Annotated in this window: 17 protein-coding genes; 5 read left to right on the top strand and 12 right to left on the bottom strand. The window is 45.2% G+C overall.

Features of this window, described 5'->3' with window-relative positions; translation table 11 throughout:
• Positions 1-987 precede the first annotated feature (987 nt).
• The gene (gene folE, locus Q335_RS0106580; RefSeq protein WP_028357945.1) at positions 988-1662 is read right to left on the bottom strand and encodes a GTP cyclohydrolase I; all 675 of its coding nucleotides are present in this window, start codon (positions 1660-1662) and stop codon (positions 988-990) included.
• A gap of 158 nt (positions 1663-1820) precedes the next feature.
• On the opposite strand from folE, the gene rng reads away from it, so the two are divergent.
• Complete coding sequence (gene rng, locus Q335_RS0106575; protein ID WP_028357944.1) at positions 1821-3284, top strand: ribonuclease G; 1464 nt, start codon at positions 1821-1823, stop codon at positions 3282-3284.
• Positions 3285-3396: 112 nt separating this feature from the next.
• On the opposite strand, the gene Q335_RS0106570 is transcribed toward rng, so the two are convergent.
• Both Q335_RS0106570 and msbA read right to left on the bottom strand, forming a co-directional pair.
• Positions 3397-3759, bottom strand: a complete 363-nt coding sequence (locus Q335_RS0106570) for a hypothetical protein (protein ID WP_028357943.1) — start codon at positions 3757-3759, stop codon at positions 3397-3399.
• Between the two features lie 38 nt (positions 3760-3797).
• Entirely contained in the window at positions 3798-5540 is a 1743-nt protein-coding gene (gene msbA, locus Q335_RS0106565) for a lipid A export permease/ATP-binding protein MsbA (RefSeq protein WP_051532373.1), read from the bottom strand.
• A 155-nt stretch (positions 5541-5695) separates the two neighbouring features.
• On the opposite strand from msbA, the gene Q335_RS0106560 reads away from it, so the two are divergent.
• Entirely contained in the window at positions 5696-6652 is a 957-nt protein-coding gene (locus Q335_RS0106560) for a glycosyltransferase family 9 protein (protein WP_028357941.1), read from the top strand.
• 6 nt (positions 6653-6658) lie between these two features.
• Positions 6659-7420: a YdcF family protein gene (locus Q335_RS0106555; RefSeq protein WP_028357940.1), complete on the top strand. Its 762-nt coding sequence runs from the start codon at positions 6659-6661 to the stop codon at positions 7418-7420.
• 8 nt (positions 7421-7428) lie between these two features.
• Here Q335_RS0106555 and Q335_RS0106550 read toward each other — a convergent pair whose 3' ends face one another.
• The 3 genes from Q335_RS0106550 to hrpA are packed head-to-tail and all read right to left on the bottom strand — an operon-like array spanning position 7429 to position 15986.
• Positions 7429-8571: a glycosyltransferase family 4 protein gene (locus Q335_RS0106550; protein ID WP_028357939.1), complete on the bottom strand. Its 1143-nt coding sequence runs from the start codon at positions 8569-8571 to the stop codon at positions 7429-7431.
• Positions 8572-8603: 32 nt separating this feature from the next.
• On the bottom strand, positions 8604-12194 hold the full coding sequence (gene dnaE / locus Q335_RS09580) for a DNA polymerase III subunit alpha (protein WP_051532353.1): 3591 nt from the start codon (positions 12192-12194) through the stop codon (positions 8604-8606).
• 18 nt (positions 12195-12212) lie between these two features.
• The gene (hrpA, locus tag Q335_RS09575) at positions 12213-15986 is read right to left on the bottom strand and encodes an ATP-dependent RNA helicase HrpA (protein WP_051532352.1); all 3774 of its coding nucleotides are present in this window, start codon (positions 15984-15986) and stop codon (positions 12213-12215) included.
• A gap of 112 nt (positions 15987-16098) precedes the next feature.
• Here hrpA and argA point away from each other — a divergent pair, with 112 nt between their 5' ends.
• A complete protein-coding gene (argA, locus tag Q335_RS0106535) occupies positions 16099-17451 on the top strand; it encodes an amino-acid N-acetyltransferase (protein WP_028357938.1) in 1353 nt (450 codons plus the stop codon).
• A gap of 11 nt (positions 17452-17462) precedes the next feature.
• On the top strand, positions 17463-17735 hold the full coding sequence (locus Q335_RS0106530) for an oxidative damage protection protein (protein ID WP_028357937.1): 273 nt from the start codon (positions 17463-17465) through the stop codon (positions 17733-17735).
• Between the two features lie 211 nt (positions 17736-17946).
• Here Q335_RS0106530 and phoU read toward each other — a convergent pair whose 3' ends face one another.
• From phoU to Q335_RS0106500, 6 genes are all read right to left on the bottom strand, one after another.
• On the bottom strand, positions 17947-18663 hold the full coding sequence (gene phoU / locus Q335_RS0106525) for a phosphate signaling complex protein PhoU (protein ID WP_038369452.1): 717 nt from the start codon (positions 18661-18663) through the stop codon (positions 17947-17949).
• Between the two features lie 69 nt (positions 18664-18732).
• Positions 18733-19413: a ribose-5-phosphate isomerase RpiA gene (rpiA, locus tag Q335_RS0106520; RefSeq protein WP_028357935.1), complete on the bottom strand. Its 681-nt coding sequence runs from the start codon at positions 19411-19413 to the stop codon at positions 18733-18735.
• A 23-nt stretch (positions 19414-19436) separates the two neighbouring features.
• Positions 19437-19790, bottom strand: a complete 354-nt coding sequence (locus tag Q335_RS0106515) for a Spx/MgsR family RNA polymerase-binding regulatory protein (protein ID WP_028357934.1) — start codon at positions 19788-19790, stop codon at positions 19437-19439.
• The gene (locus Q335_RS0106510) at positions 19783-20595 is read right to left on the bottom strand and encodes an ABC transporter permease subunit (protein WP_028357933.1); all 813 of its coding nucleotides are present in this window, start codon (positions 20593-20595) and stop codon (positions 19783-19785) included. The genes Q335_RS0106515 and Q335_RS0106510 overlap by 8 nt, the downstream gene beginning before the upstream one ends.
• Positions 20592-21509 (bottom strand): ABC transporter permease subunit, encoded by a 918-nt coding sequence (locus Q335_RS0106505; protein WP_028357932.1) that lies wholly within the window; start codon positions 21507-21509, stop codon positions 20592-20594. Before Q335_RS0106505 ends, Q335_RS0106510 begins: the two co-directional genes overlap by 4 nt.
• Complete coding sequence (locus Q335_RS0106500) at positions 21506-22627, bottom strand: ABC transporter ATP-binding protein (protein WP_028357931.1); 1122 nt, start codon at positions 22625-22627, stop codon at positions 21506-21508. The genes Q335_RS0106505 and Q335_RS0106500 overlap by 4 nt, the downstream gene beginning before the upstream one ends.
• Positions 22628-22631 lie beyond the last annotated feature (4 nt).

The following is a 22631-nucleotide window of genomic DNA, read 5'->3' as shown; positions in this document are numbered from 1 at the left end:
ACTTACTAAAACTACCGTAAGTAGATAGTATTGCGTGCTTATACTCGTAAGAACTCACGAAGTTGATAATGCCTACTGAACATACTGCTATCAGTAGTTACCTATCATACTTCTTGTACTTCTTTGTCATTACCTGTGTAAGCACTAATATAAATAGTTGTGCACGCAAACTCGTGAAAGTTTGCTTTTGAGCTAACTACCTGTTAGTGCCCACACTTATCGGCTGTTAATTGTTAAAGAACAAAGTGATTAATAAAGCAATAATAAATTTATTAAGTCTTTACCAATCGATCTAGATATCGCTTTTAATACCCAGATTAAATTCATTTAATTTCTTTTGCTTAACTGCGCTATTTGCTCATCAGCAAAGATTGAAATTATGACAGCGTTTTAAATCATTGTCAAGGATTTTTTTAAATATTTTAAAAAGTTTTTTAAGCGATGTTTAAAGGTCGTTTAAAAGACTTTTTAGAATATCTGCAATTACTTATCTGGATAATTAAAGTCAATAATAAAAGTAACTAATTACCTTAGCCACAAAATTAAGCAACACAGAGTTGCTTGTATTTTGAGCGATCAAATAATTGCTTAGCGTATTTGCTTAATCGTTTGGTGTTTGATTGAAATATAAGTCCGTAAAATAATTGATAGATTCATCGATCTATCCATATCACGATCTCTTATAAAACATATAACTTAGAACTAAGGGACTTTTTATTATTGGATAACCAATTGCCATCAGTCTATGTTGCAGACAAATAAAACACTGATTAAAAAATTAGTGATGTAATGACTAATACAATTCACTAAATAAAAATCTCTAATAAATAACTACTTAAAAACTACTATTAAAACTATTAAACTAGTAGAACTTTAACTATTAGAAATTTGTTTTAGTTTTGTTTTATTTGTTAGCAGCAAGAAGTGCTGCATCAAACGATAAGTAAGAATTATAGAGACAGATTTTCGACTTTGCAAGTCATTTTTTTACTTATCGTCATAATTTGGCAACAAATTGAGAAATTCTTTTCGGAGATCCGAATCTTTGAGGAAAGAACCTCGCATGACACTACTGAGCATTTTGGAGTTTTCATCTTTGACACCACGCCATTGCATGCACAAGTGATCGGCTTTCATGACCACAGCAAGTCCTTGCGGCTTGAGTTTGTCCCATAGCAAATCAGCAAACTGCACAATCGCTTCTTCTTGAATTTGCGGCCGTTCAAGAATCCAGGCGGCTAAGCGGACATACTTAGATAAGCCAATCAGATTCGAGTGAGCGGAATGCATAACACCGACCCAGACTTTACCAATAATAGGACAAAAGTGATGCGAGCAGGCGCTACGGATCTGAATAGGACCCACAATAGATAATTCATTTAAGGCTTTGACGTTAGGAAATTCAGTGACCTCAGGCATACTTTGGTAGCGCCCTGCGAACACTTCTTTGATGTACATCTTAGCCACGCGTTTGGCCGTATCTTGGGTGTTGTGATCCGCTTGCGTATCGATCACTAAACTTTGTAGCACCGCTTCAAACTTAGCCGCGACTTCTTTTTGTAGTAACTCTAATTCGCCCTCTTGAATAAAATCGGCAATATTATCGTTAGCAAAAAAACTCTTACCACTATTGTTGATACGCTCTTTGATAATCTCCGAGATCGTCCGCTGTGAAGGGTGTTGATCGTCTTGTTCGAGCTTGTTATCACTCACAAAAATTTACTCCTACTGGGAAATAAGTTGATTATTATATACAGTTATCTTGCTTTCTAAGCATGATATTCTAGTATTAATTGAGTTGAATTCTAGCTATAAATGACATGAGCGAAAAAATACTTATCAATGTCACCCCTTTTGAAACGCGTGCTGCCATAGTGGAGCACGGTGCCGTCCAAGAAATCCATCAAGAACGAGATAGTCAGCGAGGTAAGGTTAACAATATTTATTTAGGAAAAGTCGTGCGTGTCTTGCCAGGTATGCAAAGTGCTTTTATTGATATTGGTCTAGAGCGTACGGCCTTTATGCATATTTCTGATCTGCGTGAGAGCAAAATCGCCAGACACCAAGGTTCGACGCCGCTACCGCTCGAAAAAATCATTTTTGAAGGGCAAAATCTTTTAGTGCAGGTCATCAAAGACTCTATCAATAACAAGGGCGCACGCGTCTCGACACAAATCAGCATTGCCGGCAGAATATTGGTCTATTTGCCATACGACCCGCATATCGGTGTTTCCCAAAAAATCGAATCTGAATCCGAACGTGAAGCACTCAGAGCTCGTGTGACGCAGCTACAACCGGCTGACGAAAAAGGGGGCTATATTATTCGCACTCAAGCCGAGTCAGCCAGTGACACCGAGATTGCTCAGGATCAACAGTATCTCGCTCTAACCTGGCAACGGATCCGCGACACACTGCTTAAATCAGGACCACCCACCTTATTGTATGAAGACTTAAATTTACCTAAGCGAGTGCTCAGGGACATAGTGAGTGACAATACCGAAGTCATTTTGATTGATTCGCAGCAAACGACGAGCGAGTTGCAGCAATGGGCTCGCATTTATGCGCCTACGATTACCGACAAAATCAAATATTACGAGGGTCAACGACCCCTGTTTGATACCGATCGCGTCGAAGATGAAATCGCGATTGCGCTATCGCGTCGCGTTAACCTCAAGTCTGGCGGATATTTGGTGATTGATCAGACCGAGGCCTTGACGAGTATTGATGTCAATACTGGCGGTTTTGTAGGTGGTCGCAATTTTAATGAAACTGTCTTTAAAACCAATCTTGAAGCCACTGTAGCGATTGCGCGGCAATTACGGATCCGTAATATCGGTGGCATTATTGTGATTGATTTTATTGATATGAATAATGAAGAGCATAAACGCATGGTTCTGCATGAATTACGTAAGGAACTAGCCTTAGATCGTACACGCACGACCTTGAGTGATTTTTCGGCGTTAGGCTTGGTTGAGATGACACGTAAACGCACGCGCGACTCGTTTAATAGTTTGTTATGTGAACCTTGCCCGACCTGCAGTCATCGCGGTTATATTATGACGGCGCGCACTGTCTGCTATAACATCATGCGTGAGATCCTTCGGGAATCTAAGCAGTTTGACCCCAAAGGCTTTAAATTAATTGTATCGCCGCAAGTGATTGATTTATTATTGGACGAAGAAAGAAATTACTTAGCCCTTCTCGATGACTATATTGGTAAACCCATTAGCCTCGAAGTTGACAATAACTACTCCCAAGAGATGTACGACATTATATTGCTCTGAGCCCAAAGCGCTACGTTTACCATGACTAGCACCTTGTCCTTCAATATAACAAAAAGCCCGCTGCATAGCAGCGGGCTTTTTGGTGAAACGAGGCTTAAATTAGGCACTCGAATTATGAATGCCCCGGTTTAACACGTGATTGCATTTTGAGAATACGGTCTTCGAGCTCAGGCGAAGTTTGCAGTGCAATCAGTGTGCCTTTACCATCTTTTTTGCGCTCCAAATGCAAGGCAATACGTTGGCCCTCAAAAGATTCGGGGTCAGCTTCGAGATCGATATAGCGTTGCAAAAGCATATCGATGGAGTGCTGAGCTTGCTCAATGTATTGTTCCAGATTGTCTTCGTTGGCTTGAGCAAAGGCCTGTTCGATGGTTTTTGATAGGTCCCAAGTAAAGAACATCAATGCGTTCGGACCTTTGACATCAGGGTGTTCATAGCCCCAATTAGGGATCGCATTAGCTTGTTTATTTGTCATAGTCTTCCTTATTGTTAAATGCCATGCACTAAAGGCATTTAGGCTTGGTGATCATGTAAGAATTGTAGTTTATATAAAGATTGGTATAAACCGTTGTTTTTCAAGAGTTCCTTATGGGTTCCTTGTTCAACAATCTGACCATGATCCAAGACCACAATGCAATCTGCATTTTGGATGGTGGATAAGCGATGCGCAATCACAAAGGTGGTTCTACCAATCATCAGTTTATCTAAAGATTCTTGAACCATTTTTTCGGACTCGTTATCCAGCGCCGAGGTTGCTTCGTCCAAAATCAGAATTGGTGCATTTTTGAGTAAGGCACGGGCGATGGCAATACGTTGGCGTTGACCACCCGATAACCAAGCCCCATTTTCACCGATTTTGGTTTCGAGTCCTTCTGGTAAGGATTGTACAAAATCCCACAGGTTGGCTGCACGCAAGACGGTTTCGAGCTCAAGGTCAGAGGCTTCACTATAGGCCCCATAACGCACATTGTCGGCAATTGAGCCTTCAAACAAGACCACTTGTTGACTCACGTAAGAAAGTTGTGAGCGCAGTTCCGTCAATGCAAATTCTTCAATATTCGTACCATCAATTTTGATGGCTCCTGAGCTAGCATCCACAAAACGCGGCAGCATATTCGCCAAGGTCGTTTTGCCAGCGCCTGAGCGACCTACCAGTGCAATGGTCTGTCCCATACGAGCTGTTAAATTGATATTGTCGAGGATGTTTTTGGACTCTTTACTGAAAGCAAAACTGACGTGATCAAATTCAATGACAGAATCCTTATGAATTTGTAGGGTTTTCTGACCCTGATTGGCTTCTCTCGGCGCATCGATTAATTTAAAGACACTTTCAGCGGCCATCATCATTTTTTGGATACGTGCGGCCAAATTAGTCAAACGCTTAACGGGATCGAATATTTGTCCTAAGGCAGTAATAAAAGCAATAAAACCACCCACTGTGAGTGTGCCATGTTGACCTTGGTATAAAGCCAAGCTAATGACCGCACCGACAGAAAAAGAGATCACCCATTGTGTTAAGGGACTCATGAGTGAGGACGCAATCGCCTCGCGCATGCCAAAGCCACGCAGTGCCGCATTGATGCCTTTAAAACGTTTACTCTCGGCCTCGTAACCATTAAACATTTTGATGACACGCTGGCCCTCGATATTTTCGCGAATCACAGACGTCAAACGTGCATTAACGTCAATCGTGCGGCGATTAATCATGCGTAAACGCTTAGAGAAATAACGACCCACCACAATCGATAAAGGGAAAATTAGAATAATTAATAAGGTCAGTTGCCATGATAAATACAGCAACAAGGCCATTAAGGAAATAATGACAAAGACTTCACGCACTAAAATCGTGGCGGCCTCGGCAGCATAATCGGTAACATTACCGGCATCGACGGTAAAGCGGTTAATCAAGCGCCCCGTATCGCCCTTGCGAAACTCCTCATCTGTCATCCACAACAAACTGTCAAACATGTCGGCACGCATAACAAACAGGGTCTTGTTGGCGACCCAGGCCATAAGATAATCACCCACAAAAGAGCACACCGCCCGTACGAGCATAAGCCCAATAATGACCACGGGCATTAACCAAATATAGTAGGATTTAGCGCCCAAAAAACCTTGATCCAAGAGCGGCTTCATCATGTAAGAGATGATAGGTTGGGTCGCCGATGCCAGCATAGTAAAGATAATGGCCACAATCACGCCCTTCCAATACGGTAAAACGCGCTCGTAGACACGCTTCCAAAGGCTGATGTCCATATCGGTGATATCGCTGTTTTTTGACTTCTTAAATAAACTCACAAATAAGTACCTTTTAAATTATTCACCAAAATTTTAACGGTTAATGCGATTAAATGCGTGTAAAATCGTGCGAATACCCATATCGGTGACTTACTATTTTAAAACGTTCAAGCATGCAAAAGATATCGCGTATCTATATCCGTTTACCCAATTGGATTGGTGACGTCTGTATGAGCTTGCCCTGCCTAGAGGCTTTAGCGACGACGGGCTGCCAAATTGTGATTTGTGCCAAGGCCTGGGCTAAACCCTTATTGGCTCAAGTGGCGGCGCATGACTTTATTACCCTTAGTGGTAAATGGCACCAAGATTACGCGCTGATTCGTGCCGATCTCAACCAACACCAAGCCAAGCGCCACAGTGTCGGTCTGATTTTGCCCGATTCCATGAGTAGTGCCTTGTGTTTTCGTTTGGCCGGCTTACGCAGCTGCGGTTATATTGATGAAGCCCGCTCTTGCTTACTGCGCTGGCCCATCAAAAAACCACAACCACGCCCACATGCCGTCGAGCACTGGTATTATCTAACGCAACAAGCTCTACGGTTGTGGGGCTTTAACGTCCAGACGCAGGCACCCCGCTCTTTACACTTGCCATTAAGTCAAGAAAGTCGTCAACTGGCCCAAGAGCTGCTGGATAATGAACGGCTAGCCACTAAGTCCTTTGTTTTGATTGCTCCGACAGCCACGGGCGTTCACAAGGGCCAAAACAAAGTCTGGCCTCACTTCAATGAATTAACCGAAGCCCTACAACAAAGAGACTACACCGTCGTCATGTCGCCACCCATGAACGAATTGGATCAGGCCATGCAGAATGCGCCTGCAGCCAGGTTAATTCCCGCACTGAATTTACCGGGTTTTGTGGCTTTAATTGAACAGGCCGCTTTGGTGATATGTAATGACTCTGGCGTCTCGCATTTGGCGGCCACGACTCAAACCCCCATGATGACACTCATTGGTGTGACAAATCCAACCCATACCGCCCCGTGGAATCCAAATGCTTATATACTAGGACAAGAAGGTCAATGGCCCACTGTAGACGAAGTTTTGCAGCAGGCTTTAGCAGTGTTGGGCTAATTTTTCATGAAAACTTTTTTAGTATCCCTGATTATTCCCGTTAATTTAAGTATTTGCTTATTTATTATCGGTTTTGTTTTTGCACTACTCAAAAAAAAGAAATTGTTTATTGCCTGTGTGATCACGTCTTTAGTGTGGGTATTGGCCTGGTCCTTACCAATCACGTCGATTATGGTGGGTTCGTATCTAGAACGCCAATACCCGCACAAAAATATCGATGACATTCCTAATGCCCAAGCCATTGTGGTCTTGGGGGGGCATACGGCCAATAATCGAGCAAACTGGTTTGAGAGCATCGATCACGAAGAGTCTCACTCTCGGATCGATACGGCCTACGCCCTCTTTTTTGCGGGTAAGGCCCAATACATTTTGCTCTCCGGCGGAGCCCTAGAAGGTAATATTAGTGAGGCCAAGGGCATGGCTCATCGACTCACCAAAATGGGCGTACCGCCAGATCATTTAATCCTCGAACAAAAAAGCCGCACCACACACGAAAATGGCACACTCAGCCAAGAAGTACTACAACAAAAACAACTGAAAAGCATTATTCTCGTGACGTCAGCCCTGCATATGCCACGCGCCATGGGCGTGTTTAGCAAAATGAATTTGGATGTCGTCGCCGCGCCTAACCCGCCACAGATTACCGTTCCCAAAGACGATCCTAATTTCAGTGCCTATATTCCCAATTACCGCGCCCTCAATGGGAGTCGCTCTATCATCAAGGAATACATTGGTATGCTGACGTATTATTTGCGCGGCTGGATATAAGTCTTGAGTTAGGGTTGGCGGTATTTAGGATCATTGGAGCGTTGTTGCAGCCAACGCAAGTACACTTGCTCGGTTTTGAGCGCCAGTTTTTCAGTCGAAAATACCGCCTCTTGATACAGCCAATCATGGGCTTTTGCGGCCATTTTCTGTCTTAAGTCGGGATTCTCAATGAGTTGCTCTAAAGCCTGGGCGAGAGCCGCGCTATCTTTTGAGGGCACAAGCAAACCTGTTTGCCCGGCCAGCATCATTTCTGAAACTCCCCCCACATCGGTACCAATCACGGGCAAACCCGCCATTTGGGCTTCAACGTATACGGTTCCGGAGGCTTCTTGTTCGGTCGCTAAGACAAATACATCAGCGCCTTTAAGCAAATTAGGAATATCCTTGCGATACCCCATTAAGTGCACTTGCTGCTGTAAACCATGCTGCTCAACCCAGTGTTTGACCTCTGTATATGTAGGCTCACCGTTACCGACCAACACTAAGTGCAAATCGGGCTTAGCCGCAAACATAGGTTGCATGGTTTCTAAAAGAAAGATATGACCTTTTTTGGGACGCATGACCGCCACGCAAATCACCACCGTAGCCTTTTCGTCGAGCTGCAATTCATCACGCAAAGTAGAGTGTTCGATATGTGGGGGTTGCTGTACCGGCGAATAAATGGTGGCGACTTTATAGTCTGGCACGCCTTTATCCAGGACCATTTGGCGTACGTGATCACTTACCGTCGTGATACGATGTGGCAACCAGGAATATGATAATAAGGAACCGATTTTAGAGGCTAAATGGCGGGTGCGAACGATTAATGGCGTTCCTGCTAAACGCGCGCCCAAGGCCGCGATTAAGGTGTCTTTACGACTGTGGGTATTAAGCACATCGAATTGCCCGTCTTTGAGGATTTTGCGAAACTTGAACACGCCTTTAACGAAGTTAACAATGCCCCCCATGGTGACGGTATGCACTGTAAATCCTTCAGCACGCATACGTTCTACCAATTGCGCCTCAGGGCGGCAAGCTAATTCAATGATATGGCCACGTTTGCGCATAGCGAGCATTTCTTTATAAATCCTATGTTCTTGACCACCGAAGGAGCGCGCGGCTTCTGAATGTAATATTTTAAGGGGTCGGCGAGTATGTTCTGAGGCTTGCATGAGTTCTCTCTAAAAAATGAAATGACGGGTGATTAGCTGTAAATCACATCGCATTGGGTCAATTGCGGCAGGTCTTGGAGGTTTTGTAAAAGGGTTGGATCTAAGCGCACACGCCAATCGGCCCCCAACTCAATATCGCATTGCCATTTATCCTGAGCCTGGTAGGTGATACGCACAGGAACACCGGGTTTATGGTTTTCGGGCTCAGCTCTAAATGGATTGAGAAGCTTGCGTAATTGTTGGCTTTGGCAGGGTTGATTCAGCACTAGGGACAAGTGTTTGGCTTGTGATTCACGTGCTGATTGAAGGTCATAAATTTGCTCGGCATTAATGCGCAACACACCCGTATAGCCATGTCTGGAGACACGACCTTTGAGGACCAATAAATTATCAATAGCAATCAAATGCTTACAACGTTCATACAATTCTTGATCGCAGGTGATTTCCAGTTGGGCGCTGCCATCGTCCAACATAATAAAGTACAGACGTTCGTCATTTTGTTTGTTCTTGAGCGCAAAATTACGCACGCCCAAAACAATCCCCGCCAGCCACTGCGACTGTTTGTTTTCTTTGAGAGACGCCAGAGTGGACGGAATAAACCGTCTGACTTCATGACGCCAAACATCGAATAAATGGTGGGAGAAATAAAAGCCAATGGCTTTTTTCTCCTCGAGCAAACTATCGTATAAAGACCAAGGTTTGACCTGACTCATTGCCGTTTGAATGATTTCGCCCGAGGTATCACCAAACAGTGAATCTTGATCTGCATTGCTTTCTGACTGCATGGCGGCTTTTAGCGCTTGCGGCAATGTTTCGAGTAGTGCGGCACGATTACTATCGATACTGTCAAAAGCCCCGGCCCGAATCAGAGCCTCAATCGTGCGTTTATTGACTTCGGTGTTCTCGTTGCCCTCTTCGAGCTTGCCAGCAGCCTGCGCTTGTTTGTCAGTAACCCGTTTACTACGATCGATGATGCGGCGGCAAAAATCATATAAATCAGTAAAGGGACCACCCGCTTCACGACTTTTAATGATGTTTTCTATGGCCTTCTCACCAGCGCCTTTGACGGCACCCATGCCATAACGCATTGTGCGCGTCGCTTCGCCTTTTTTGGTGTGTTCATCCGGCACGGGTTCAAAGCGATAGGCCGATGAATTAATATCAACAGGCAGCATAGTGAGGCCATTATCCAGGCAATCACGCCAGAAAATCTGCATCTTGTCAGTATCATCCATATCGGACGACATAGTAGCCGCCATAAACTCAGCGGGATAATAGTTTTTGAGCCAGGCAGTTTGGTAAGAAATCAAGGCATAAGCGGCCGAGTGACTCTTATTGAAGCCATAGCCTGCAAATTTTTCCATGAGGTCAAAAAGATTGCGAGCCATTTCAGGGTCGTAACCTTTTTTGACGGCACCAGACTCAAAAATTACGCGCTGCTTGGCCATTTCTTCTGGCTTTTTCTTACCCATGGCGCGACGTAACAAGTCAGCACTTCCTAAGCTATAGCCCCCAATGATTTGCGAGATCAGCATGACCTGCTCTTGATAGACAATCACCCCATAAGTGCTTTGTAAGGTTGAGGTCAAATCCGGGTGGAAATAATCAACGGCCGCGCGACCATGTTTACGATTGACGAAATCGTCCACCATGCCCGAATCCAATGGACCAGGACGATACAGAGCCAGCACCGCAATAATATCTTCAAAAGTATTGGGTTGTAGCTTTTTGAGGAGTTCCTTCATGCCGCGTGATTCCACCTGGAACACCGCGGTAGTATTGCCCTCACAAAATAAATCGAAGGTGGCCTTATCGTCTAGTGGTAAATGCAATAAGTCAAAATCTTTTTGGTTTTGATTGAAACGACGTACGTAACGCACGGCCCAATCAAGAATGGTCAGATTACGCAAGCCCAAAAAGTCAAACTTAACTAGACCCACGTCCTCAACATCGCCCTTATCGTATTGCGAGACCACACTCCCTTCGTGGCCGGGTTGACAATACAGCGGACAAAAGTCGGTCAATTTGCTAGGCGCGATTAAGACACCCCCCGCATGCATCCCCACATTACGTGTTAGCCCTTCTAGCGGTAAAGAAGTATCAACAATGGCGCGCACCTCTTCTTCTTGTTCGTAGCGACGCTTAAACTCAGGTTCCTTGTCAAGGGTATCACTGAGACTCCATGGATTGGCCGGATTAAATGGGATCAACTTGGACAAGCCATCACACAGTGAGTACGGCATTTGTAAGACCCGTCCCACATCGCGTACTACTGCTTTGGCACCTAGTGTACCAAAGGTGGCAATCTGGCTGACGGCATCGCGACCGTATTTTTGCTTGACATAATCAATGACTTTTTCACGATTATCTTGGCAAAAATCAATATCAAAGTCTGGCATTGAAACCCGTTCGGGATTGAGGAAGCGCTCAAAGAGCAAGTCGTAAGCCAGTGGGTCTAAATCTGTAATGCCTAAAGAGTAAGCCACTAAAGAGCCAGCCCCTGAACCCCGGCCTGGCCCTACGGGCACCCCATTTTTTTTGCCCCAATTAATAAAGTCTTGGACAATTAAAAAGTAACCAGGAAAGCCCATGTCGATAATGACTTTACATTCGCGCTCCAGCCTTTGGGTGTAGCTTGGATATTTGGCCTGGCGCTCCTGTTCATCTGGATACAGTAATTGCATGCGTTTTTCAAGGCCGGCCTTGGCCAGATCGACAAGGTGTTGATCTAGGGTGACACCTTCTGGCGTTGGAAATAGCGGTAACTGCGGTTTACCGAGGGTTAATTTGACATTACAGCGTTTAGCGATTTCTACTGAGTTTTGCAAAGCACTAGGGATGTCCTTAAAGCGCTCCTGCATTTGCTCGACGCTCAGGAAATACTGCTGCGTCGTAAATCTTTTTTGGCGATTAGGATTACCGAGGGTTTCGCCCTCAGCAATACAAATGCGGGCTTCGTGCGCTTCGTAATCATTGCTATGCAAATACTGAATAGGATGAGTGGCAACCACCGGCAATTGCAATTGCGTAGCAATCTGCAGGGCTGACTGAATATAGCTTTCTTCACCCTCAAAACCGGCGCGTTGCAACTCAATAAAAAAGCGTTTAGGAAAGCGCTGTGCCCAATTTTGGGCGAGTTGTTTAGCCAGCTCATAATTGCCACGATTTAGCGCCTGACCGATATCGCCTTGCATCGCCCCTGACAACAAAATTAAATGATCAAGTCCCTCTAGCCATTCGGGTTTGACCACAGCACGGTCCCCTTGGATATTTTCGGTCCAGGCCTTGGAAATGAGCTCACATAATTGCAAATAGCCCTGATCATTCATGGCCAACAACAGACAGCGGCTCGGCGTAGGCTTAGCGTTTATTTTGAGATGTTGGGCATCATGTGGATTCTCGAGCCAAATATCACAGGCCGCAATGGCCTTGAGCCCAGCACCACGAGCGGCCTTGTAGAATTTAACAAAGCCAAACATATTCATAAGGTCACTGACTGCTAGCGCTACTTGTTGATCTTGTTGCGCTGCTTTGACGAGTTCTTTGATACGAATGGTGCCATCGATTACTGAGTATTCGGTGTGGCTACGAAGATGAACAAAAGAGGGTTGATTGTGAGACATAACGATTAAAACTTGGGATTAGGCACGCACCATAGCCTGCCATTTGCGCTCCAGACGTTTGACGGAAACCGGTGTAGGCGTGCGTAATTCTTGGGCGAATAAGTGCACTCGCAATTCTTGCAACTGCCAAGTAAAGTCTTCGAGTTCTTGGCTAAATTGGCCTTTGAGTTGCTGACGATACTGTTTAAATTTTACCAATATCGATAATAATTCGTTAAGATTTCGTTGGTCTCGAACAGGATCTTGCAGCAGTTTATCGACCCGCATTTGGGAGGCTTTTAGATAACGTGGTAAATGCTTTAAGTGCGCATAAGGATGGCGTAGCAAAAAGTCTTTAGGTACAAGCCATTGCAGATTATTATGGATATCGGCATAGGCATTTTTGTACGTTTTTATCTGTCCTAGCTTTCTGAGCGCGAGTGTTAATTCATTGAGAATTTGTAGCGCCAATTGCACAACTTCTTGCAAAATTAAGCCAAACCGCCCTTTTGCGGCTTGCACAGAGGCCGCAAATTGATCAGCATTTTGCGGCCATTCTTGCGACAGGCATGATTGCAACAAGGCACAGTCAAGCAATTGCTCTTTGAGCTCTTCTTGTGACCCTAAAGGTGCGTATAACAAACCTAGATTGGTCAATGATTTAATATTTTTACTTAAGTATTTGATCTGTTCCTTAAGCGCTATTTTGTAAAGACGCAATAAGCCTTGGCGCTGTGTGGCACGCGCCACATCCGCATCGTCATAGACTTCAATGCGACAGTCATAGCCTTGATCATAGAGTGCAGGGTAACCTATAGCACTCTGGTTACCACGCTTGATTTCGAGGATTTCGGGCAATTCACCAAAGGTCCAACTTGTAATATGCTTATCGGCGACGACATCGGCCGCTTGTGGATCTGCCTGCAAAATATCCTGTAATTGTTGTTTGCTCTGAGGTGCATGTTCCGCCTTTAGTTGCGCCAAATTGCGCCCCGCCGAGAGCATGCGACCAAACTCATCGACAATTTTAAAAGACATGATTAAATGCGGCGGTAAGCTTTCTGGCTTAAAGTCTTGGCGTTCGACACGCGTTTGTGTTTGCTCAAAAATATCTGCGATCAGTGCATCAATAAGATCTTGTTGTTGCGATGTTTCATCACTGTGGCGCCCATAAAAACCCTGAGCATAATCTGGCAAAGGTACACAATGGCGACGCAACCGTTGGGGTAGCGATTTCAGCAGCCATTGCACTTTTTCTTTGAGCATACCCGGTACCAGCCACTGCGTTTGTTGCGGGTGAATACGATTGAGCGCAAATACCGGCACAGTCATGGTGACCCCATCTTTGGGGGACCCTGGCTCAAAGTGATAACTCAATTTAAAACTGAGCTGATCCATCTGTATCGTTTTGGGGAATATCTCGGAGGTAATGCCGGCCGCCTCATGCTGCATTAAATCTTTTTTACGTAAAATCAACGCTTGCTTTTGGCGGTTATCTAACTGCTTATACCATTTCTCAAGAGTGGCCGCTTGACTGATATCCTGCGGAATTAAATGATCATAAAAGGCGTAAATCAGTTCATCATCTACCAAAATATCTTGGCGTCTGGCCTTGTGTTCCATCCGTTCAATATCGGCCGTGAGCTGCAGATTTTTTTTAAGAAAAGGCAGAGGATGTAAGAGGCGTCCTGCTACCAAGGCTTCACGGATAAAGACTTCGCGAGCCTTGGCACGATCGATCCGTTGATAGCCGACTTTGCGGCCGTTATAAATCGGTAAGCCATAGAGCGTGGCGCGCTCATTGATCAATACTTGGCCCCGTTGAGGATAAAACTGAGGATCGGAATAGGCTTTGTGTAACAAATGTTTGGCCACGGCTTCTATCCAGCGCGGATCAATTTTTGCTACACAATGACCATAGAGTCGAGAAGTCTCTATCAATTCGGCCACCATAATCCATTTACCCGCTTTTTTGTGGAAGGTCGAGGATGGGTGTACCAAAAAGCGGATATTACGCGCCCCTTGATAGAAATTATCCGCGTCGTTTTTTAGGCCTATATTACCCAATAAGCCCGTCAGTAAAGCCTTATGCAATTGCTCATCAGTGGCCTCTTCCTGATTCAACCGCCAGCCTAACTCACTGACCAAGGTTTTCAGTTGCACATAAATATCGTGCCATTCTCGCAGACGACGTGGCGACAAATAGGTTTTATGTAGGAGTTGCTGTAGTTTGCGTTGTGATTTTTTGTGTTTGAGTTCATGCAAATACCATTTCCAAAGATTGAGATATAGCTTGAACTCAGACTGTTTATCCTTAAATTGGGCATGCGCCTGCTGACTGGCTTGTTGCGCATCAAATGGGTGCTCGCGAGGATCTTGCACCGATAAGGCCGCAACAATGACGAGCACTTCAGCCAGTGCTTGCTGCTCTTTGGCCGCCAACAACATGCGCGCCAGGCGCGGATCTAGCGGTAGGCGAGCAATTTGCGAGCCAATTTGGGTGAGGCGATTGTGTTCGTTGAGCGCACCGAGTTCTTGTAATAAGTCATAACCAGCCGCGACAGCTTTGCCACTGGGTTGATCCACAAAGGGGAACGCTTCAATACTTTGCAAATGCAAAGACTTCATGCGCAAAATCACTGTGGCTAATGAAGATCGCAAAATCTCTGGATCGGTAAAGCGACTGCGACGCTGAAAATCTTGCTCGTCATATAAGCGTAGGCAAATGCCAGGTCCTAGGCGACCACAACGACCCACCCGCTGATTCGCCGCCGCCTGACTAATCGGCTCGATTTGCAGTTGCTCGACCTTGTTGCGCCAAGAATAGCGTTTAACGCGCGCCAGACCCGAGTCAATCACAAAACGAATCCCGGGTACTGTCAATGAGGTCTCGGCCACATTGGTAGACAAAATAACGCGACGTACATTCGTGCGAGGATTAAAGATACGATCCTGCTCTGCTTGAGATAAGCGCGCATAAAGGGGTAGGATTTCCAGATGCCTAAAGCCATGACGTTGTAAAAAATCCGCCGACTCCCTAATCTCTCGTTCACCCGGCAAAAACACAAGAATGTCGCCACTACCACTGCGTTCACACTCTTCTACACCATTGGCGATGGCCAGCATGAGGTCTTTTTCATCATCTCTTTGCGCTTGTTCCTCGGAGTCCAAGGTGTCTTTCGGATCATAAATAGGCCGATAGCGCACTTCGACGGGATAAAGACGACCCGACACTTCAAAGACTTTGGCCGCTTGCCCCTTGGCATCGCTAAAATGCTGTGCAAATTTTTGAGCATCAATAGTGGCCGAGGTAATGATGACTTTAAGATCGGGGCGCTTAGGTAAAAGCTGCTTGAGATACCCCAATAAGAAATCAATATTTAGACTGCGTTCATGGGCCTCATCGATAATAATGGTATCGTATCGTTTGAGTAAGGGATCGTGTTGCGTCTGTGCCAACAAAATCCCATCTGTCATGAGTTTAATGAGCGAGTTGGCACTACTCTTGTCGCTGAAACGAATTTGGTAGCCCACCAGTGCCCCTATTTCTGTGTTGAGTTCAGCGGCAATCCGTTTCGCCACAGAAACGGCCGCAATCCGTCGCGGTTGCGTATGAGCAATGATTTTGCCGCGCTGCGCCCGCCCGGCTTCAAGACAAATCTTGGGTAATTGCGTGGTCTTACCTGAACCCGTTTCACCCGAAATAATCAAGACTTGGTGCTGTTGTAACGCCGTTTTAATTTGTTGGCGCCAAGCACTTACGGGTAAATCCTCAGGATAAGAAATATGAGGTATAACTGGATTTTTTTGCATGCCGTGATTTTACTATTTTTTATAAAATACCTAAATTTAAACAGCTAATTCATAGGCAGTATTCACTTTTCAGCCTATAATTTGCACTCCTAGGTCACTTTATCATTGCGTTATGAGTCAAACAGACACCGTTTCTGCCTTAGATGCCCCTGAATTTGCACCCGCACAGTTTGTGCGCTGGTTTCGTGAAGTTGCGCCTTATGTCCGCGCCGTACGTGGTCAAACCTTTGTCGTGGGTTTTGATGGCAATCTCATTCAAGAAGGCAAGCTAAATGCACTAGTGCAGGATTTATCCTTGCTGACGGCCTTAGGGGTACGCCTTATCGTCGTCTATGGTTCGCAGCCACAAGTCAATGAGCAACTGCGCCTCAAGGGCTTAGAAGATCAGCAACTTACCTTACAACTCGAACCGACTAGTGCTGAAGTGCTAGAGTGCTGTAAAGAAGCCTCTGGCGAAATTCGACTTGATATTGAAGCCGCTTTTAGTCAAGGTTTGCCTAATACCCCTATGTCAAACTCCAATATCCACGTGATCTCGGGTAATTTTGCGATTGCCCAACCTGTCGGCATTGTCGACGGTGTGGATTTTTTGCATACCGGCAAAGTTCGTAAGTTCGATCTTGAAGCCATAAAGGGAGCTCTATCACTAAATGCGATCGTCTTGATGGCCCCTATCGGCTTTTCTCCTACGGGAGAAGCTTTTAATCTAGCCATGGAGGATATTGCTTCACATGCAGCGATTGCCCTTAAGGCCGATAAACTCTTGTTTATTACCAAGGACAACCGTGTGCGTGAAGCCGACGGTACGGTGATAACCGAAATAGCCCGCGCCGCGGCCGAAGCACTGATCGCCACGGATAAACTCGATTGGCAGACTCGACAATACCTAAAACTTGCCTCTAAGGCCGTCAAAAAAGGCGTGAAGCGTGCGCATCTAATCCCTTATGAAATTGATGGTAATATTCTGCTCGAATATTTCACGCACGATGGTGTCGGCACAATGGTGGTTGAAGACCCCCTCGATGATTTGCGCCCTGCCACCTTAGATGATATTGGGGCCTTAATGAGCTTAATTCAACCTCTCGAGCAAGACGGCACCCTTATTCCGCGCGATCGCGGCACGCTTGAACGCGACGTTGAGCACTTTACGGTTCTCGAACATGATGGCGTGATTTATGGCTGTGTCGCCTTATTTCCATACCCCGAAGAAAAAATGGCGGAAATGGCCTGTCTGATCGTCCATCCTGACTGGCAATCTGCAGGCGACGGTGAGGTTCTCCTCAAGCACACGGAAACCAAGGCCAAAGCGCTAGGTATTAAGCATTTATTTGTGCTCACCACCCGTACCTCCCATTGGTTTGTCAAACGTGGATTTAAACATGTCAATGTCAGTGAGCTGCCTAAGACCAAGCAAATGAATTACAATCGATCTCGTAACAGTCTTATTTTCATGAAAAAACTATAGAGGTATATCTTATGGCTCGCATGGTTCATTGCGTCAAACTTAATAAAGAATTAGAGGGTCTAGACTACCCTCCTTATCCTGGTGAATTAGGCAAAAAAATCTGGCAACATATTTCTAAGCAAGCCTGGGAAGATTGGACCGCTATCCAAACCCGTTTAGTCAATGAAAATCGCCTCAATCTTGCAGACTCTCGCGCCCGCAAGTATTTACAACAACAAATGGAAACGTATTTATTTGACGATCAAGACGTCGAAGCCCATGGTTTTGTACCGCCAAGTGCCTAACTGGGTATAAACTTCCATGACTTTTTAGAACAAAAAAGCAAGCCTTGATCGGCTTGCTTTTTTTTAGGCCTGCTAGTGGTAGATGCGCAGAACACAAAAAAACGCATAAACTCACTCACTGGCAAATTTATGCGTTTGATAAATTATCAAAAAACTACATCACAAAATTCTGCATAATCTAAACTAAGCTAAGCACTCGAGCTAGCTAGACTTATTCAAGCGTAGCAGGACCCTCGTTACGCGCAACGGATTCGGCGTTTTTGACGCCAGTGTGACGCACATCCTCACCTTGAACCAAATAAATCACACGTTCAGCCATATTTTTGGAGTGATCACCGATACGTTCTAGAGAGCGAGCGATGAACATCAAATCAATACAACTGGAAATCAAACGTGGATCCTCAATCATAAAGCTACTGGCTGAGCGCAACACACCCTTCCATTCTTTGTCGATTTTTTTGTCGGAGCGTACCACTTCAGCGGCGGCAATGGCATCGTAACGTGCAAAGGCATCAAGAACATTTTGTAGCATTTTAGCGACGTTAACGCCCATATGATCCAATTCGATAATCGTTTCGTATTGGCTATTGGACTCAAACATGCGGCGTGCTGTTTTGGAAATTTTGTCGGCTTCATCAGCGCTACGTTCTAAGTCCGTCAACATTTTGGAGACAGACAACAATAAACGCAAGTCAATCGCCGTAGGTTGTTGTAGGGCGAGCACACGAGCAATCGTACTATCGATATCAATCTCAAGTTGATTGACTTCTTTTTCACGCTCTTTGACCTTATCAACCAGCGACAAGTCTCCTGTATTAAGAATAATGACCGCATCTTGAATCATTGATTCAACAATACCGCCCATACGAAGAAAACTTGAACGAATCTCGTCTAAATCCTGCCCTAAGCTTTTATTGGTATGTTCCATTTGGATCCTTTGCAAAATAATTATCGGTATCTTAATAAAGATATGTTACATTCGTATGACAAACACGCCCTAAAGACTAATAGTCTGCACCCCATCTGGCTTGGCAAGCAGTAACACTGAGGCTGGTTTTTGGGCAAATAAACCGCAACACACAACCCCCGGTATTTGATTAATCGCCTGCTCCAGCTCGCGCGCGTCTGTCAAGGCAAAGCCAGCCGCATCTAAAATGGGATGACCATTATCACTAATGAAACCAGCACGCTCTGTGACCTGACTGGCTCCTAAGTGTTGTAATTGACGAATCACCGCCTGCTTTGCAGAGTCAATCACTTCGAGAGGGATTTTGAAAGCCCCTAAAGTCTCGACCCACTTGCTATGATCGGCAATACAGACGAAATGTTCTGCCACAGAAGCGACGATTTTCTCCTGAGTGAGGGCACCGCCCCCGCCTTTAATCATTTGTAGTTGTGGATTAATTTCGTCAGCACCATCGACATACACCGGCATGGTTTCGACCTGGTTTAGGTCTAACACCGTAATACCATGTTGCCGTAAACGCTCGGCACTACGTTTGGAACTAGCCACTGCCGCTTTAAATTGTTGCTTGTGCTGGGATAACGCATCAATAAACAAATCTGCGGTCGACCCCGTGCCCACACCAATAATGGCATCGGGCTTGAGGTAGGGTTGAATGTATTTCACAGCCGCCAGCGCGACTTGTTGCTTAAGTTGATCGACATTGTTTGCCATAGCTTGCCTTTTTGGGTTGCCGTTTAGTGATTGCTAAAAAAAGCCTGATACTGCTCAGGCTTAAAGCCCAGCAGATAACCATGCTTACTGCTTTGCAAGAGCGGGCGCTTCATGAGACTAGGGAACGCTTGTAGCAGCGCTACAAAGTGCTCGGCGCTGGCTTGAGCTTTTTGGTTCTCCGTCAATTGCCGCCACGTTTGTGAAGCTTTGTTAATCAGTCTTTGCCAACCTAACGCTTGGGCCCATTGTTGTAATTGGCTAGCGCTAGGTGCTTGTTCACGAACATCAATAAACTGATAGTCCAGGCCAGCTTCCTCTAACCATTGACGCGCTTTACGACATGTACTGCAGTTTTTGAGACCATAAAGCTCAATCATTTTTTTTCCTTTTGAGACCACGTTGTTGGAGTTGATTCCCTATGATAACAAAGACGCCAACCACCACAATAAAGAGTGTCGCTAAGGCATTGACTTCGGGCTTGACCCCGAGTCGCACGCGCGAAAATACCTCTATCGGTAAGGTCGTATAGCCCGGACCACTCAAGAATGAAGCAATCACGACATCGTCTAATGACAAGGTAAATGACAGCAACCAGGCCGACACCATCGCTGGTGCTAGTAAAGGCAGGATAATCGTAAAAAAGACCTTAAGTGGCGAGGCGCCTAAGTCAAGTGCGGCCTCCTCTAGGGAGCGATTTAACTCACGCACGCGTGCCGATATCACAATCGCAACATAAGCGACACATAACGTCACGTGCCCCAACCAAATCGTAAAAATACCATTATGCTCAGGAAAACCCACTAATTTACGAATTTCAATAATCATTAATAAGATGGAAATCCCCATAATCACATCAGGGATGACTAAGGGCGCATTGAGCATACCAATGTACAAAGAAAACCCTTTAAACGGTCCTTTTCGGGCCAAGACATAACCGCACCACGTACCGATAATCACAGCCGCACTGGCAGAGAGTACCGCGACCTTAATCGATAGCCAAGCGGCTTTGAGTAAGGCTTGATCTTGAAAAAGGCTTTTGTACCAGCGCAAAGAAAAGCCAGCCCATGTTGATTGCAAGGCAGAATCATTAAAAGAAAACACCACCAAGCAAATAATAGGAATGTACAAAAAGGCAAAACCAAACCCTAGCACCAGTATGCGTCTAATTAAGGATGAATTCATTTCTTGCGCCCCTGTTTAAATTGCTTGGCTTGGTAGTACTGGAACACGACCAATGGGATGAGGAGAATCATAATCATGACCACCGTGACGGCAGAGGCCATCGGCCAGTCAGCATTGGTAAAGAATTGATCCCACATGACACGACCAATCATATAGGTATTGGTGCCGCCCAAGAGTTCAGGAATCACGTACTCCCCTACGGATGGGATAAAAACCAACATGGCCCCCGAAATAATACCGGACATCGACATGGGCAGGGTCACACTAAAAAAGACATTAATGGGTTTAGCGCCAAGATCGGCAGCCGCATCTAATAAATTTTGGTCCAACTTTAGGAGATTGGTATACAAAGGCAAAATAAAGAATGGCAAATAGGTGTATACCAAGCCAATATAAACCGCAAAGTCGGTACGATACATCTCTAGGGGTTGCTCAATAATACCGAGCCAAAGCAAGAAATTATTAAGTAAACCCTCAGTTCTTAGAATGCCAATCCAGGCGTAGACACGAAGCAATAAGGACGTCCAAAAAGGCAAAATGACGGCGAGTAATAATAAATTGCGCGTTCTTGGTTTGGATCGAGCAATATAGTAGGCCATGGGATAGCCAATCAAAATACAAAGTATGGTGGCAATCGCTGCCATTTTGATCGAGCGTAAATACGATCCCAAGAATAAGGTGTCGGTAAAGAGGCTGTAATAGCTATCAAGATCAAACTTAAGATTCAGCAAATGATCTTTGATACTAACAATGTCACCATAAGGCGGAATTTTAAAGACGGCCTCAGAGACACTGATCTTGAGCATTAGAATAAATGGCAATAACAATACCAGTACCAACCATAAATACGGTGGCACGATTGCCAGCGTATTTAAACTAAAGAAGGCCTTAATATCTTTAGTGAATTTTTTCATGATGGCAATACCGTCCCGCTATCTGGTCCCCAGGTCAAATACACTTCATCATCGACGGCTGGAGATTCATCGTTAGATAAACGCACAGGGATTGCGGCTTCGATTAATTTACCGGTATCCAAACGGATTTGGTATTGCATATAACTACCCATCCAAGCTAAGTGCGTGACAAAGCCATGACCTACATTGACTTCATTGTCTGGGTACTCAGAATGCAAGCGAATCTGCTCGGGACGGATCGAGACATAAACCTCCATGCCCAAAGGTTCAGAGACACCGTGATTGACGTAAAGTGGACGCATTAAATCATCACTTTCGATAAGGACATGATCGGGCTCATCAACCACAATCGTGCCTGTAAAAATATTAGTCGAGCCAATAAAACCCGCGACAAACTGAGAGTTCGGGAAGGCATAGACTTCTTGAGGGGTACCACACTGGACAATTTCGCCACTCGTCATGACGGCCAGACGATTGGCCATGACCATTGCTTCATCTTGATCATGAGTCACCATAATGCAGGTAACACCAACTTGATCGAGAATATTCACCAATTCAATTTGGGTTTTTTGGCGAATTTGCTTATCAAGGGCCGACATGGGCTCGTCTAGCAATAAGAGCTTAGGACGTTTGACAAGACTGCGGGCCAAAGCCACCCGCTGCTGTTGACCGCCCGATAATTGCGACGGTTTACGGCGCGAATATCCCGCCATTTGTACCAAATCTAAGGCATCGAAGACCCGCTCGTGAATTTCGTTTTTGGGTACCTTCATTTGTTTGAGGCCATAGGCTACATTTTGTTCGACAGTCATATGCGGAAATAAGGCATAAGACTGGAACATCATATTGACGGGACGTTTATAAGGTGGGATAGCGGTAATATCCTCGCCATCGAGAATGATTTGTCCTGAAGTAGGCGTCTCAAAGCCAGCTAACATACGCAATAGGGTTGATTTACCACTACCAGAACTACCTAGCAAGGCAAATATTTCGTGACGATACACGGTTAAATTAACGCTATTAACCGCCACAAAATCATTAAAGATTTTGACGATATCCACAAATTTTACGAACTCTTCCGGATCATTAACCGTATTAGTATAAGTAGTATCAGCCATGTGT

It is taken from the genome of Brackiella oedipodis DSM 13743, assembly GCF_000621025.1.
Classification (GTDB): domain Bacteria; phylum Pseudomonadota; class Gammaproteobacteria; order Burkholderiales; family Burkholderiaceae_B; genus Oligella; species Oligella oedipodis.
Note: the sequence above shows the minus strand (reverse complement) of the source record. Positions and strands in the feature narration are given on the sequence as shown.

Bases quoted from the DNA above. Each gene is read 5' to 3' on its own strand.
- Q335_RS0106510 (WP_028357933.1), bottom strand. From the start codon at position 20,595: ATGAATTCATCCTTAATTAGACGCATACTGGTGCTAGGGTTTGGTTTT.
- Q335_RS0106515 (WP_028357934.1), bottom strand. From the start codon at position 19,790: ATGATTGAGCTTTATGGTCTCAAAAACTGCAGTACATGTCGTAAAGCG.
- rpiA (WP_028357935.1), bottom strand. From the start codon at position 19,413: ATGGCAAACAATGTCGATCAACTTAAGCAACAAGTCGCGCTGGCGGCT.
- Q335_RS0106505 (WP_028357932.1), bottom strand. From the start codon at position 21,509: ATGAAAAAATTCACTAAAGATATTAAGGCCTTCTTTAGTTTAAATACG.
- phoU (WP_038369452.1), bottom strand. From the start codon at position 18,663: ATGGAACATACCAATAAAAGCTTAGGGCAGGATTTAGACGAGATTCGT.
- msbA (WP_051532373.1), bottom strand. From the start codon at position 5,540: ATGGACATCAGCCTTTGGAAGCGTGTCTACGAGCGCGTTTTACCGTAT.
- Q335_RS0106555 (WP_028357940.1), top strand. From the start codon at position 6,659: ATGAAAACTTTTTTAGTATCCCTGATTATTCCCGTTAATTTAAGTATT.
- argA (WP_028357938.1), top strand. From the start codon at position 16,099: ATGAGTCAAACAGACACCGTTTCTGCCTTAGATGCCCCTGAATTTGCA.
- Q335_RS0106570 (WP_028357943.1), bottom strand. From the start codon at position 3,759: ATGACAAATAAACAAGCTAATGCGATCCCTAATTGGGGCTATGAACAC.
- Q335_RS0106530 (WP_028357937.1), top strand. From the start codon at position 17,463: ATGGCTCGCATGGTTCATTGCGTCAAACTTAATAAAGAATTAGAGGGT.
- rng (WP_028357944.1), top strand. From the start codon at position 1,821: ATGAGCGAAAAAATACTTATCAATGTCACCCCTTTTGAAACGCGTGCT.
- Q335_RS0106550 (WP_028357939.1), bottom strand. From the start codon at position 8,571: ATGCAAGCCTCAGAACATACTCGCCGACCCCTTAAAATATTACATTCA.
- Q335_RS0106500 (WP_028357931.1), bottom strand. From the start codon at position 22,627: ATGGCTGATACTACTTATACTAATACGGTTAATGATCCGGAAGAGTTC.
- Q335_RS0106560 (WP_028357941.1), top strand. From the start codon at position 5,696: ATGCAAAAGATATCGCGTATCTATATCCGTTTACCCAATTGGATTGGT.
- hrpA (WP_051532352.1), bottom strand. From the start codon at position 15,986: ATGCAAAAAAATCCAGTTATACCTCATATTTCTTATCCTGAGGATTTA.
- dnaE (WP_051532353.1), bottom strand. From the start codon at position 12,194: ATGTCTCACAATCAACCCTCTTTTGTTCATCTTCGTAGCCACACCGAA.